13 protein-coding genes are annotated in these 13,652 nt (G+C 70.6%); 6 read left to right on the top strand and 7 right to left on the bottom strand.

What is annotated here, in order from left to right:
* Positions 1-2 precede the first annotated feature (2 nt).
* The 3 genes from ABXJ52_RS07180 to ABXJ52_RS07190 are packed head-to-tail and all read left to right on the top strand — an operon-like array spanning position 3 to position 2,230.
* Entirely contained in the window at positions 3-938 is a 936-nt protein-coding gene (locus tag ABXJ52_RS07180; protein ID WP_367040241.1) for a PDR/VanB family oxidoreductase, read from the top strand.
* Between the two features lie 33 nt (positions 939-971).
* Positions 972-1,196 (top strand): recombinase-like helix-turn-helix domain-containing protein, encoded by a 225-nt coding sequence (locus ABXJ52_RS07185; protein ID WP_367040243.1) that lies wholly within the window; start codon positions 972-974, stop codon positions 1,194-1,196.
* A gap of 5 nt (positions 1,197-1,201) precedes the next feature.
* Positions 1,202-2,230, top strand: a complete 1,029-nt coding sequence (locus ABXJ52_RS07190; RefSeq protein ID WP_367040244.1) for an aromatic ring-hydroxylating dioxygenase subunit alpha — start codon at positions 1,202-1,204, stop codon at positions 2,228-2,230.
* 12 nt (positions 2,231-2,242) lie between these two features.
* Here ABXJ52_RS07190 and ABXJ52_RS07195 read toward each other — a convergent pair whose 3' ends face one another.
* Positions 2,243-2,785 carry a MarR family transcriptional regulator gene (locus ABXJ52_RS07195; protein ID WP_367040246.1) on the bottom strand — a complete coding sequence of 181 codons (543 nt, stop codon included), beginning with the start codon at positions 2,783-2,785 and terminating at the stop codon, positions 2,243-2,245.
* A 171-nt stretch (positions 2,786-2,956) separates the two neighbouring features.
* Between ABXJ52_RS07195 and ABXJ52_RS07200 the strand changes: the two genes are divergently transcribed.
* The gene (locus ABXJ52_RS07200; RefSeq protein ID WP_367040248.1) at positions 2,957-3,628 is read left to right on the top strand and encodes a FadR/GntR family transcriptional regulator; all 672 of its coding nucleotides are present in this window, start codon (positions 2,957-2,959) and stop codon (positions 3,626-3,628) included.
* Positions 3,629-3,768: 140 nt separating this feature from the next.
* Positions 3,769-4,815 (top strand): PAC2 family protein, encoded by a 1,047-nt coding sequence (locus ABXJ52_RS07205; RefSeq protein ID WP_367040250.1) that lies wholly within the window; start codon positions 3,769-3,771, stop codon positions 4,813-4,815.
* A 119-nt stretch (positions 4,816-4,934) separates the two neighbouring features.
* Here the strand turns inward: ABXJ52_RS07205 and ABXJ52_RS07210 are convergent, their stop codons facing one another.
* The 5 genes from ABXJ52_RS07210 to ABXJ52_RS07230 all read right to left on the bottom strand — a co-directional run bounded on the left by ABXJ52_RS07210 (position 4,935) and on the right by ABXJ52_RS07230 (position 11,702).
* Positions 4,935-7,997 carry an NPCBM/NEW2 domain-containing protein gene (locus ABXJ52_RS07210; RefSeq protein WP_367040252.1) on the bottom strand — a complete coding sequence of 1,021 codons (3,063 nt, stop codon included), beginning with the start codon at positions 7,995-7,997 and terminating at the stop codon, positions 4,935-4,937.
* A gap of 113 nt (positions 7,998-8,110) precedes the next feature.
* Positions 8,111-9,340 carry a cysteine--1-D-myo-inosityl 2-amino-2-deoxy-alpha-D-glucopyranoside ligase gene (gene mshC, locus ABXJ52_RS07215; RefSeq protein WP_367040253.1) on the bottom strand — a complete coding sequence of 410 codons (1,230 nt, stop codon included), beginning with the start codon at positions 9,338-9,340 and terminating at the stop codon, positions 8,111-8,113.
* A 200-nt stretch (positions 9,341-9,540) separates the two neighbouring features.
* Complete coding sequence (locus ABXJ52_RS07220; RefSeq protein ID WP_367040254.1) at positions 9,541-10,380, bottom strand: SCO1664 family protein; 840 nt, start codon at positions 10,378-10,380, stop codon at positions 9,541-9,543.
* On the bottom strand, positions 10,344-10,934 hold the full coding sequence (locus ABXJ52_RS07225; protein WP_367040255.1) for a DUF3090 domain-containing protein: 591 nt from the start codon (positions 10,932-10,934) through the stop codon (positions 10,344-10,346). The genes ABXJ52_RS07220 and ABXJ52_RS07225 overlap by 37 nt, the downstream gene beginning before the upstream one ends.
* 81 nt (positions 10,935-11,015) lie before the next feature.
* Positions 11,016-11,702 carry a histidine phosphatase family protein gene (locus ABXJ52_RS07230; protein ID WP_367040256.1) on the bottom strand — a complete coding sequence of 229 codons (687 nt, stop codon included), beginning with the start codon at positions 11,700-11,702 and terminating at the stop codon, positions 11,016-11,018.
* A gap of 62 nt (positions 11,703-11,764) precedes the next feature.
* On the opposite strand from ABXJ52_RS07230, the gene corA reads away from it, so the two are divergent.
* Positions 11,765-12,763: a magnesium/cobalt transporter CorA gene (corA, locus tag ABXJ52_RS07235; RefSeq protein WP_367048868.1), complete on the top strand. Its 999-nt coding sequence runs from the start codon at positions 11,765-11,767 to the stop codon at positions 12,761-12,763.
* 18 nt (positions 12,764-12,781) lie between these two features.
* Here corA and ABXJ52_RS07240 read toward each other — a convergent pair whose 3' ends face one another.
* Positions 12,782-13,561, bottom strand: a complete 780-nt coding sequence (locus ABXJ52_RS07240) for a ferritin-like domain-containing protein (protein ID WP_367048870.1) — start codon at positions 13,559-13,561, stop codon at positions 12,782-12,784.
* Positions 13,562-13,652: the final 91 nt, after the last annotated feature.

Here is a 13,652-nt window from a genome sequence, read left to right on the forward strand (position 1 = left end):
CCATGAACGAGAGCGAACTCACGCTCCTTGTGCGCCGCATGACCTGGGAAGCGGACGGAGTCCTCTCCGTCGAGCTCACCCACCCCGACGGCAAGCCGCTGCCCGCCTGGACCCCCGGCGCGCATCTCGACCTGCACGCGGGTGGGCACGTACGCCAGTACAGCCTGTGCGGCGACCCGCGCGACACGACCGCGTACCGTATCGGCGTCCTCAACGAGGCCTCGTCGCGCGGTGGTTCACGGCACGTCCACACCAAGCTGCGGCCGGGCCAGACGGTCAACGCCTCCGAACCGCGCAACCACTTCGCGCTGGAGGACGCGCCCGGCTACCTCTTCATCGCGGGCGGCATCGGCATCACCCCGCTCCTCGCCATGGCCCGAGAGGCGGCGCGGCGCGGGGCCGACTGGCGCATGGTTTACGGCGGACGCAATCGGCGGTCGATGGCGTTCACCGACGAACTCACGTCGCTGGGCGGTGACTTGACCGTCGTACCGCAGGACGAGCACGGGCACATCGACCTCGCGTCGGCGCTCGACGGACTACCCGAAGGCACGCTCGTGTACTGCTGCGGCCCCGAGCCCCTCCTCGCCGCCGTGGAGGCCGTCGCCCCGGCGGACCGCCTGCGCGTGGAGCGGTTCACCGCGCCCGTCGTGGAGCGGACCGGTGACGAGTCCGCGTTCGAGGTCGAGTGCCGCCGCTCCGGCGTGACCCTCTCCGTCGGCGAGGACACCTCGGTGCTACAAGCAGCCGAGGCCGCGGGTCTGAGCGTCAACAGCTCCTGCCAGGAAGGCATCTGCGGCAGCTGCGAGACCCGGGTGCTCGACGGCACGCCCGACCACCGCGACTTCCTGCTCAGCGAGGCCGAGCACGCCGCGAACGCCTCGATGATGATCTGCGTCTCGCGCTGCGCGTCCGGCCGTCTCGTCCTCGACCTGTGATTCCCCGATCCGTGAGCCCCACCGGAGGCAACAGTGACCACCACCTGGCCGTACCTGAACGTCCACCAGTCCCGTACGCACGAGCCGACTCCGTACGAGTACAAGCTCGCCGCCACCCTCGAAGAGGTCTTCACCAAGGAGGGCCATGAACTCTCCGATGTCATTGCCGGGCTGAATGCCCGTCAGGTGCACGCACCCGACGGCGCCCCGTGGACCGAAGAATCCTTCCGTGCCGAGATGAACCGACTGGGAGCGTGACCCCGATGACCACCCTGACTCCCCGCGTCGGCCCCACCGCTTCCGCCGACCACATCTACGCCACCGGCCTGCGCAACCAGTGGCACCCCGTCGTCCCCTCGGATTTCGTGGCCCCCGGCGCCATGCGCAAGGTCACCGCGCTGGGCGAGCAGTGGCTGCTCTTCCGCCGCTCCGACGGCGCCCTGTCGATGCTCGCCGACCGCTGTCCGCACCGCGGGGCGCCCCTCTCGCTTGGCAAACACCTCGGCGACCGGGTGGCCTGCTGGTACCACGGCGTGGAGATCGAGACCGACGGCACGGTCTCCTCCGTACCGGGACTGCCCGGCTGCAACCTGGAGGGCAAGAAGCTCGTCACGTCACTGCCCGTGCGCGAGATCGGCGGCGCGATCCTGGCCTACTTCGGCGACGAGAAACACCCGGAGCCCGCCGAACTGACGCTGCCCGAGCCGCTCACCGACCCCGACGTCGACGCGATCCTCTGCTACGCGGAGTGGAACGGCCCCTGGCGGTTCGCGGTGGAGAACCTCCTCGACCCGATGCACGGCGCGTTCCTGCACCACGAGTCGCACACGATGTACGACGGCGACACCACCGCCAAGTTCCGTATCCGGGAGACGGATCGCGGATACTTCTTCGAGAAGACCGACCAGCGGGGCGTCAACTTCGACTGGGTCGAGCTGTGCCGCACCGGCGTGGACTGGGTGGACCTCACCATCCCGTACCCGCCGTCGGCAGGCCCCGGTGGCCCGTTCGGGATCGTCGGCATGGTCTGCCCGGTCGACGAGAACCGCACCGGTGTCTTCTTCTGGCGCTATCGCCGCGTGCAGGGCTGGCAGCGCGACACCTGGCGCTTCCTCTACAAGACGCTCATCGAGGAGCGCCACTGGCAGGTCCTCGAACAGGACCGGGTGATGCTGGAGGCGATGCCCGCCGACGCCGACCAGCGCGAGAACCTCTACCAGCACGACCTGGGCGTGGTCCGCCTGCGCCGGATGTACCGCGCGGAGGCGGAGGCTCAGGCCGCTGGTTCCTAGCTCCCGAAGGGTTCAGGCCTCCGCTTCGTCAGGTGCGTCGGAGTCGGTGATGGACCGCTCCAACTTCGACATCAGGCGCGCAAGTTGGCGGCATTCGGCCGGGGAGAGACCGCCGAGCATCCGGCGTTCGTTGTCGAGATGCTCGGCGAACACCTCGTCGATCTTGGCCAGGCCCGTATCGGTGAGCCGCGAGTAGACGACGCGGCGGTCCTCGGCGTCGCGCTCGCGCACGATGAGGCCGTCCTTCTCCAGGCGGTCGATGCGCAGTGTCACGCCGGCCGACGAGACGAGACCGGAGTCGGCGAGCTGGCCCGCCGTGAGCCGGTAGGGCGCCCCGGCCCTGCGCAGCGCGGTCAGCACGTCGAACCCGGCGACCGCGAGTCCGTGCCGCTCGATCGCCGCGGTGAGCCTGGTGTTGTAGCGCAGGAAGGTCCGGTGCAGCCGCGCGAGGACCTCCAGGGGCGCGGTGTCGAGATCCGGCCGCTCCCTCGCCCAGTCCTCGATGATCGACGCGACCGCGTCCCGCTGGGGCCCCGCCGACTTCTTCCCGGCCATGTGCCGTAGCCTCCCTCTCGCCGTACCGCAGCCGGTGCCCGGCCGCGGTCAGTACGGAAACCTTAGCCCTGAGAGAAGTACGTGTTCGCGGGACCTCGTGCACGAGGGCACGGGGACACGCCATACTCGTCCGATACATCGGATGTCTTCTGGCTTGCGAGGCGAGGTCCCATGGCTGTCACCGACGAGGCCATCGAAAAGATCAAGGGCATGATCGTCTCCGGCGCGCTGCGCCCCGGCGACCGCTTGCCCAAGGAGAGTGAACTCGCCGCCGACCTGGGCCTTTCACGCAACTCACTGCGCGAGGCGGTGCGCGCCCTCTCGCTGATCCGCATCCTCGACGTACGCCAGGGCGACGGTACGTACGTCACCAGCCTGGACCCGCAGCTCCTGCTCGAAGCACTGAGCTTCGTCGTCGACTTCCACCGCGACGACACGGTCCTTGAGTTCCTCGCGGTGCGCCGCATCCTGGAGCCGGCCGCCACGGCGATGGCGAGCGCACACATCACCGAGGCCGAACTCGACGTGCTGAGCGACCAGTTGGACGCCCTCGGCCCCGCACCCTCGGTGGAGGAGCTGGTCGCCTGCGACCTGGAGTTCCACCGCGGCATCGTGCAGTCGTCCGGCAACTCGGTACTCTGCTCGCTCCTCGACGGCCTCTCGGGACCCACCACCCGGGCCCGCGTCTGGCGCGGCCTCACCCAGGAGGACGCCGTCAGCCGCACCCTGCACGAGCACCGCGCGATCCTGACCGCACTGCGCGACCGCGACGCGGAGGCGGCCAGGTCATGGGCGACGGTGCACATCGCGAGCGTGGAGCAGTGGCTGCGCTCGACGCTGTGAAGCAGGACCGCCGGGGGAGTGCGCGAGCCTCCCGCGGGGCAATGATCCATCCATCGCGGCCCGCGCAAGGGGGCTGCGGAGGGACCCGCCGGACGCCGTAAGGTTGGGGCGTACGTAAAGGACGTCGGAAGGAGGCCTGGGTGATCGAGCTCGAGGGGGTACCCGAGCTGGTCGACCCGGTCATGGTGGCCGCGTTCGAGGGCTGGAACGACGCCGGCGACGCCGCCTCCACCGCGGTCGCGCATCTCGACAAGGAGTGGAAGGGCGAGGTCTTCGCGGCGCTGGACGCCGAGGACTACTACGACTTCCAGGTCAACCGCCCCACGGTCTTCCTGGAGGGCGGTGTCCGCAAGATCACCTGGCCGACGACCAGGCTCTCGGTGGTCCGCGTGGGCGGTGACAAGCCGCGCGACCTCGTGCTGGTGCGCGGGATCGAGCCGTCGATGCGCTGGCGGTCGTTCTGCAACGAGATCCTGGGCTTCGCCCACGAGCTCGGCGTTGAGCTGGTGGTGATCCTGGGCGCGCTGCTCGGTGACACCCCGCACACCCGTCCCGTCCCGGTCAGCGGCGTCACCTCCGACCCGGACCTGGCCCGCACCATGGACCTGGAGGAGACGAAGTACGAAGGCCCGACGGGCATCGTCGGCATCCTTCAGGAGGCCTGCACGCACGCGGGCGTTCCGGCGGTCAGCCTCTGGGCGGCCGTCCCGCACTACGTCTCGCAGCCGCCGAACCCCAAGGCCACGCTGGCCCTCCTGAACCGCCTTGAAGACCTCATCGGCCTGCGCATCCCGCTGGGCGACCTCGCCGAGGACGCCCGTGCCTGGCAGGTGGGTGTGGACCAGCTCGCGGCCGAGGACAGCGAGGTCGCCGAGTACGTCCAGTCGCTCGAAGAGGCGCGCGACACCGCCGAGCTTCCGGAGGCGACCGGCGAGGCGATCGCCCGCGAGTTCGAGCGCTATCTGCGGCGGCGCGACGGCGGCGGTCCGCCGCAGCCCGGCGGCCACGCCACGGAGGGCGGCGAAACGGCCCCCTACCTGCGCGACACCCCCGGCGGCGACCGCACACGGCCCCCGAAGCCGCAGACGCGCCCGGACACGGAACCGGGCGCCGGGACGGGTACGGGAGCCGGGCCGGACGAGGAGAGCGGCGGCGAATCCGGACCCGCTGATTCCTCCGAGGACTGATCCGGGGACCAATCCGAGGGCTCCGGGGACCAATCCGAGGGCTACGGGCACGCGGAGCGGCATGGGGCGGCATCCTTGGGGATGCCGCCCTTCTTGCGTTCGGCTGCCGACGAACCGGCTTACGCGCAGTGGAACTTCGCCGCTGCCCAGTCCCCGTGGTCCCCGCTCTTGGAGCCGTTGGTGTCGGTCACCTTCAGCTCCACGTGGCGGGCCCCGCTCACGTCGACGTCCACCGGCACGGTCGCCGACGCGCCCGTCACCTCGGGCGAGGTCCACAGCACCTTGCCGTCGGCCTCGACCGAGAAGGCCACCTCTCCGTAGCCGTTGATCTCGTCGTCGATGCCCGCGTCGGCGGTGAACTTCGAGCACGTTCCGCCCGTGTAGACCTCGATGGCGGAGTCGGCGTGGGTGCCGATTCCCTTCTCGTACGTCGTGCCCGCGAGGGTCAGCGGGTGGCCGTCATCGGCGCCCGACTCGCCGTTGCTCCGGTCGCGTTCGGCGGGGCCGTAGCCGTTGGCCGACTTGAGCCACACCATGTCGCTCGCCCAGGTGTCGGCCGTCGGCGCCGGGGGCATCACGGCGACCGCGACGCGCTGGACGGCGGTGCGGTCCTGGCCCGCCGCGCGGTGGCGGGCCGTCGCGGTCAGCGGCTGTTCGCCGGGTTCGGCGTCCTCGGGCGGAGTGACGGTGACCTCGACGCGGCGGGTGGTGCCCGCCTCGACACGGCCGGCGTGGGCGGTGCCAGCGGTCCAGCCCTCGGGGACGTCCAGCGTGACATCGACGCCGGTGGCGTCCCGCGTCCCAGCGCTGACGTCGACGGCGACCTTGCCGGCCGTCCCCGCGCCGAGTTCCTGTCCCGCCGGGGCGTTCAGCGTGGCGCTCGCGCCGGGCACGGCGCCCCCGACCGCGCTGGTGTCGTCGAGTTCGATCTCGAACGCCCGGTCCGTGCGGAGCGCCGGCGTCTTCACCTTCACGACACCGCCCCGGTCGTCCCGGTCGTAGAACCAGCCCTGGGACGCCTTCTCGTACGCCGTCTTCGACGCGAACCGCGGCAGCCTGTCGCCGCCCAGCTCCACGCGGCTCGGCGCGTCACCGGTGTGCAGGGTGAACGCGTACGGCCGCCGGGTCTGCTTGCCGCTGAACTCCCCCTTGCTCGCGCCGATCCGCACCCGCACGTCGCCCGCGCCGGAGCGGGGCGCGTCGACGTCGGCACGCTGGGTGGCGTACTTGCCGTCGCGGTGCTGCCGGGTCTCGCCGTCGTCCTCGTACAGCTCGAAGGAGGACCTGCCCTGGGGGTAGATGTCCCAGGCGAGCGGTGAGTCGGCGGTGCGGTCCTTGTAGGACCTGATGCCGCCGGGCCACATCGGCACGGTGGCGCCGGCCTTGACGAAGAGCGGCAGGGTGTCGAGGGGCGCGCTGTAGTCGTCGACGGTGGTCGGCCCCTGGTAGGTGCGGCCGCTCCAGTAGTCGGTCCACGTGCCCTTGGGGAGGTAGATGTCGTCCCGGACAGTCGTGTCCTGGTAGACGGGCGCGACCAGGAAGTCCTCGCCGGCCAGGAACTCGTACTTGGCGGCGTCGGTGGCGGCCTTCGGGTCGTCGGGGTATTCGAGGGCCAGCGGACGCACGGCGCCGACGCCCGTCTGCGTCGCCTCGTGGCCGTACGAGTAGAAGTAGGGCAGCAGCGACTCGTGCAGCTTCAGGTACTTGCGGTTGATGGAGGTGTACGGCTCCCCGTACCGGAAGGGCTGCTTGTCGGTGGCCGCCCAGCCGTCCATCGTCATCGTGACGGGCAGGAACGACTTCCACTGCAGATCGCGTACGTACGTCTTGGCGCTGCCGCCGAAGATGCCGTCCACGTCACCGGTCGTGTAGGCGAGGCCGGACATGGTCGCGCCCGCGTACGTCGGTATCTGCCAGCGGATGTACTCCCAGCTGCCGCTCTGGTCGCCCGACCACTGGACTCCGCAGCGCTGGGCGCCCGACCAGCTCTCGGGGGCCCAGGTGAAACCGCGGGCTTCGCTGTTGTCCTCGATGCCCTTGTAGGCGTCCTTGCAGCCGTCGAGCGCTTTCTTGTAGCCGTCGCCGACCCAGGCGACGTCGAGCTTGGCGACGCGCTGGCCCGCCCTGACCTGTTCGGCGATCTTGTCGAGGCCGTCCTCGGTCCACAGGCCGAGCTGCATGTCGCGGTCCTGGAGGCCCTTGGCGGTCTCGGCGAGGTCCTCGTAGCCGCAGCCGTAGCCGTCGTTGACGAGCATCCAGCCGTTCGGCATGTCGTGCTTGAGATACTCGTCGGCGACCTTCAGGGAGTCCAGGGTGTGCCGCTCGCCCTGGTTGGCGTTGTGGAGGTAGCAGTCGGCGTCACCGATCTCCAACCCGTAGACGGGCGGCAGGAAAGGCTTCCCGGTGAGCTTCGTGTACTGCCCGATGACGTCCTTGGCGGCGTCGCTGCCGCGCCCCGCGAAGTAGTAGGCGTCGAAGCGCTGTTCCTTGGCGGTGGCCGTCACCGGCTCGGCGAAGTCGTAGGTGTTGGGAGCGTAGGTGTTGCGGAAAACGCCGTAGCCCTTGGAAGACAGGTAGAAAGGCACGGAGTTGGGGTGGCCCCCGTCGTCCCAGTTGTAGTCGACGCTCACCTCGACCTTCTTGCCGCGGTGCGAGGTGTTGCCGCGCCCGTTCTGCATGCCGGCGCCGTAGTACTGCTCGTCGGCCCCGCGGGCCAGGCTCTGTGTGGTGGCGTCCTTCGTCCAGCTCAGGCCCTTGGACTCGGCCCAGACCTGGGTGCCGTCGGCGCGGTACAGGGCGAAGCGCAGCGGTGACTTGTAGGCGCGCAGGGTCACTTCGGAGGTGCTGAGTTCGTACCGGTCGCCCTTGTCGGACCACTTGGTGCGGGGCGGTTCGCCCTGCGGCAGGACGATGTCCTTGCCGGTGGGGTCGGTGAAGTCGCCCTCCGGGGCGAGTTCGAGCCGGAAGGTCTCCTTCGACACGAAGCTGACGCGGGCCTCGGCCGTGCCCGCCGTGAGGCGGTAGACGGAGCCGTCGGCGGTGAAGTCCGTGACGTCCCCGACCGTGGTCGCGGGATCGTCGGCGGCCTGCGCGGCGCCGCCACCGGGACCGGCGAACACTGCGAGGAGGCCGAGCAGGGCGGCGGCGACGGCCGCCCGTCTGAAGCGGGTGGGTGATCTCATGGCCGGTGGTCTAGCGCGTCAACGGGTGCCATGGCCATGGACTTTGCTGGGCCGCTCCCTGGATTTCCGGGAGCGGCCCATGCGGTGAAGCAGTGACTACGGCGAGCCGGTGGCTACAGGGCCACGCCCAGCAGTGCGTCCACGGCACGCGATACGACACCGGGGGCGCCCTCGTCCGTGCCTCCCTCGGCGTCCTGGCGGGCGGCCCAGCGGTCCACGGCGGCGAGCGCCGTGGGAGCGTCCAGGTCGTTCGCGAGGGCCTCGCGGATCTCCTCGACCAGCGCGTCGGCGTCAGGTCCGTCGGGCCGCGAGACGGCGGCACGCCACCGGCCGAGGCGCTCCTCGGCCTCGGTCAGGACGGCGTCGGTCCACTCCCAGTCGGCGCGGTAGTGGTGGGCGAGCAGCGCGAGACGGATGGCGGCCGGGTCGGTCCCGTCCCGCCGCAGCTTCGACACGAAGACGAGGTTGCCCTTGGACTTGGACATCTTCGCGCCGTCCAGGGCGACCATGCCGGCGTGCACGTACGCCTTGGCGAAGGGGTGCTCGCCGGTGAGCGCCTGGGCGTGCGAGGCCCCCATCTCGTGGTGCGGGAAGGCGAGGTCGGAGCCGCCGCCCTGCACGTCGAAGCCCATGCCCAGGTGGTCGAGGGCGATGGCCACGCACTCGATGTGCCAGCCGGGGCGGCCACGGCCGAGCGAGGCACCGTCCCAGCTCGGCTCACCCTCGCGGGCGGCCATCCAGAGCATCGGGTCGAGCGGGTCCTTCTTGCCCGGACGGTCCGGGTCACCACCGCGCTCGGCGGAGAGCAGCTTCATCGCGGCGGCGTCGAGACCGGACACCTCACCGAAGTGGGGGTCGGACTCGACCGAGAAGTAGACGTCGCCCTCCAGCTCGTAGGCGGCGCCCATGTCCCGGAGCCGTTCGACGAGCGGCACGATGCCGGGTATCGCCTCGACGGCTCCGATGTAGTGCTGGGGCGGGAGCAGTCGCAGGGCGGTCATGTCCTCGCGGAACAGGGCGGTCTCGCCTTCGGCGAGCTCCACCCAGTCCTTGCCGTCGCGGGTGGCACGTTCAAGGAGCGGGTCGTCCACGTCGGTCACGTTCTGGACGTAATGAACCTGCCGCTTGGTGTCGAGCCACACACGCTGTACGAGGTCGAACGCGTTGTAGGTCGCCGCGTGACCCATGTGGGTGGCGTCATACGGGGTGATGCCGCAGACGTAGATACGGGCGACGGGACCGGGGTCAAGGGTGACGAGGCCACCGGTCGCGGTGTCGTGGATCTGGAGGTCGCGGCCCTTGCCGGGCAGGGCGGGGACCTCAGAAGCGGGCCAGGCATGCATGCCATGAGCCTAACCGGACGGAGCGTCCGCATACGAGTGGGGGATCTGGCGGGGGCGCCTTGTGCGGTGCGATCAAGCCGCCGCTACGCGGCGATCTCTCCCCCACCCACCCACCCGATTACCCAGCGCGTTCCCGTTGTGGGCAGGCGTTCCGCAGGGCGGAACGGGTGGGCACAACGACCGAAGCCTCGGGGTACCGACTAAACCGGCGGCCACGGAATGGCGGGCCAGTCGCCGCCGGGCGCGGGGTGCAGCCCGGACGCCAGCAGGGCGTCCACCCTCGCGCGGAGCGCGTCCACCTCAGGGCCGGTGATCAGCTCGCCCAGCCGCAGGCCAAGCGGCGCCCCCGCGCCGAGCCCGTCCCGCAGGGACCCGAGCACCTCCACCGCCTCGGCGGACAACGGCTCCCCCGCCCACCCCCACAGCAGCGTCCGCAGCTTGTCCTCGGCGTTGAACGTGACCCCGTGGTCGATGCCGTAGAGGCGCTCCCCCGCGGTCAGCAGATGCCCGCCCTTGCGGTCCGCGTTGTTGATCACCGCGTCGAGCACCGCGAGCCGCCGCAGCCGCTCGTCGTCCGCGTGCACGAGAAGCGCCGTGCGCCCCTCCCCCACGTCGGCGAAGCCGATCGCCTTCCAGCCGTCGGACGGCTCGTCGCCCTCGACGAGCGCGAGGAGCTCGGGCCCCTCCTCCTGCGGGCCATCGATCCACAGCTGGCACATGCCCTCGCCGTGCGGCCCGTCCCGCAGGACGGTCGGCGGGACCAGGCCCCACCCGGTCGCCTCGGAGACCTCGTACGCGGCCATCTCCCGCTGCGCGAGCGTCCCGTCGGGGAAATCCCACAGGGGGCGCTCCCCGGCGACGGGCTTGTAGACACAGGCGGCTTCCCGGCCCTCGTACGAGACGGAGCAGTAGAGGACCGCGTTCGACGCCTCACGGATCCGTCCACGGACGGTCAGCTCACCCCGGGCGAGCAGTTCGACGGCGTCGGCGTCGGAGGCCGGACTCACGCGTCCCGCCGGTATCCGTTCTGCCGCGGGCATACGTGTCCTTCCGGGTCGAGCGGGAGGCTGCACAGCGGGCACGGCGGGCGTCCCGCGTTCACGACGTCGAGGGCGCGCTTGGCGAACGCGCGCGCCTGCGCGCCGGTGAGCCGCACGCGCAGCATGGGCGGCCCGTTCTCCTCGTCCTGCAGAAGCCTTTCCTCGGCTTCCGCGAGATCCTCGTCGGACTCGGCGTCCAGCTCGACCAGAGCCTGCGCCTCGACGATCATCCGCTCCTCGTCGCCGTCCCAGGCGAGCGCCATCGTGCCGACGCGGAACTCCTCCTCGACGGGTGAGTCCAGGGGCGCGCTGTCACTGACCTCGCTGGGTGCGACGGCGGGCACCGGGGCGTTGCCGCCGCTGCGCCGCACGACCTCGTCGAGCAGCTCTTCCATGCGTTCGGCGAGCGCGGCCACCTGGGTCTTCTCCAGGGCGACGCTGGTCACCCGGACCCCTGCGGAGGCCTGGAGGAAGAAGGTACGCCGTCCGGGGAGCCCGACCGTTCCGGCCACGAAGCGTTCCGGCGGGTCGTAGAGGAACACCTGACGCGACACGTCCTGTCTCCATTGGGATCGACTGCGGTTGATCATTTGCGCCTGTTCGGCGCGACGACTGCACCCTACTGCGGGTGACGATCACGGTGCTCCCGCATCGCCCCCCACCGCCGCGTCGCCGCCCGACGGCTCCGCGCGAGGCGCGAGCGACCCGAAGTCCCCGGTGTCCCCCAGCCGTACGAGGAAGGGGCGCAGGCGCGTGAAGCGGATGGCGGTGACGGAACAGGGCTCCACGGAGATGCGCTGGAAGAGGTCCAGGTGGAGTCCGATGGCGTCCGCGACAAGGGACTTGATGATGTCGCCGTGCGAGCACATCAGGTACACCGCGTCGGGGCCGTGGTCGCGCTCCACGCGCGCGTTCCACTCGCGTACGGCCTCGGCGGCCCGCGTCTGCATGGCGCGCATGGACTCGCCACCGGGGAAGGCGGCGGCCGACGGATGCTGCTGTACGACCTCCATCAGCGGCTCGTCGGACAGCTCGGCGAGCTTGCGGCCCGACCAGTCGCCGTAGTGACACTCCCCGATGCGGTCGTCGGTGTGCGTCCGCAGGTCCGGCCGGGCGGCGAGCAGCGGTGCGACGGTCTCCTGGCAGCGCTGCAGCGGGCTCGTGACGACTTCGGCGAGCGGCAGGTCCGCGAGGCGTCCGGGGAGCGCGGCGGCCTGTGCGGCGCCGCGCTCGTCCAGGGCCACGCCGGGGGTCCACCCGGCGAGCAGGCCCGCGGTGTTGGCGGTGGATCGTCCGTGCCGGACGAGGATCAGCGTGGGCATGCGGGCCAGCCTAAGCCGACGCGGGGGTGCGCCCCGAGCGCAGGTTCGGAAGAATGCGCTCCGTGATCGTGGACTGCGCGATGTACAGGGACGGGCGCCGCACCGAGTGCGAGGCGGACTTCTCCGATGCCCTCGGCACCGCGCGTGCCGCGGGGGACGCCTTCGTCTGGGTGGGCCTGCACGAACCGACCGAGGCGGAGTTCGACGAGGTCAGCAGGGAGTTCGGGCTGCATCCGCTGGCGGTGGAGGACGCCTTGAAGGCGCACCAGCGGCCCAAGCTCGAGGTGTTCGACGACTCGCTGTTCGTGGTCCTGAAGCCGGTCGTGTACGAGCCGGACAACGACATCGTCTCGTCGGGCGAGGTGATGGTCTTCATCGGCGACGCCTTCGTGGTGACGGTCCGGCACGGCGAGGGCTCGCCTCTCGGTGCCGTACGCCATCGCATGGAGGCGGAGCCCGAGATGCTCAGGCACGGCCCTACGTCCGTCCTGTACGCGGTGGCCGACGCCACGGTCGACCACTACCTGGACGTGGCGGGTGAGCTGCAGACCGACCTGGAGGAGCTGGAGGCGGAGGTCTTCTCGCCCGACAGCGGGGGCAGCCGCAACACGGCGTCGCGGATCTACCGGTTCAAGCGGCAGATCGTCGAGTTCCGCCGGGCGACGGGACCGTTGGCGATGCCCATGATGCGCCTCTCCGGAACGGGTCCTTTCGCGCCTGACGTGCCCTTCGTGAAGGACACGGCCCAGCCGTTCTTCCGGGACGTCAGCGACCATCTGACGCGCGTGAACGACTGGGTGGACAGCCTGGACCGCCTGGTGTCCGACATCCTCTCCGCGCACCTGGCGCAGATGAGCGTGCGGCAGAACGACGACATGCGGAAGATCTCGGCGTGGGCGGCCATGGCCGCGGTGCCGACGATGATCGCCGGGGTCTACGGCATGAACTTCGACCACATGCCCGAGCTGCGCTGGGTGTGGTCCTACCCGGCCGTGATCCTGCTGATGGCCGCGATCGAGTTCTTCCTCTACCGGCTGTTCAAGCGCCGCGGCTGGCTCTGACCGGCGGTCGGGTCCGGCTCAGGCGAACGACGTGGCGGGCCCGCCGAGGGCGTCGCGCCGCTGGGGCATCTTCAGGGAGACCATCCGCCGCCATCCGCCGAGGCGTTCGTACGCGTAGATGGCGTTGACGCCCGAGGCGAGCGCCGCGGCCTTGGGCTTCGGCCAGTTCAGGATGCGTCCCATGTGGCCCATCACGGCGATGCTCACGTCCCGGTACACGCGTGTCTCGGCACGGGCGCACTCGTGCAGGGTGTCCAGGATCGTCCGCCCGTGTCCGGCCGCCGCGAGGCGCAGCAGCTCCTCGTGGCAGTACGCGAGGTGGTTGTCCTCGTCGTGGCAGATCATCCTGATGGCCTTGCCGACCTCGGGGTGGTCGCCGAAGTACGTGACCAGCATGTCCATCTGGTCGGCGGCTCGCTGTTCGGTGACGCGGCTGTGCGAGAGGTAGACCACGACGTCCCGCTCGGTCAGCGGCTCCTCGCGGCGCAGCTTCTCGTGCGTGAGGCCGATGCCCTTCTGCTCCAGGAGCATCGTGTAGTCCGTCTCGGGCGGCACCGGGACGGGTTCGAGGCCGCGCTTCTTCAGCAGGGCGTTGAAGATCCGCCCGTGCTTGTCCTCGTCGGCGCCGTGCCGGGTGACTTTGGCGGTGAGGGCGCGCTGGCCCTCGGGGAGCAGCGCCGCGATGCGCGCGTTCTCCCAGCCGCCCTGCGTCTCCCCGCTGGCGGCGATGGAACAGAAGAGCTGGAACGACTCGTCGTTGTCGAGGATCTCCTCGAAGACACTCCTGGCCGACAGCATCAGTGGCACCTCCATGCCCTCCGCGAGAACCTCCGCGAACAACAAGTCAAGTGCGGTGGCGCGGGTGTGGCAACAGCTGCCGCGGACGGCT

Source organism: Streptomyces sp. Je 1-332 (assembly GCF_040730185.1).
Taxonomy (GTDB): Bacteria; Actinomycetota; Actinomycetes; order Streptomycetales; family Streptomycetaceae; genus Streptomyces.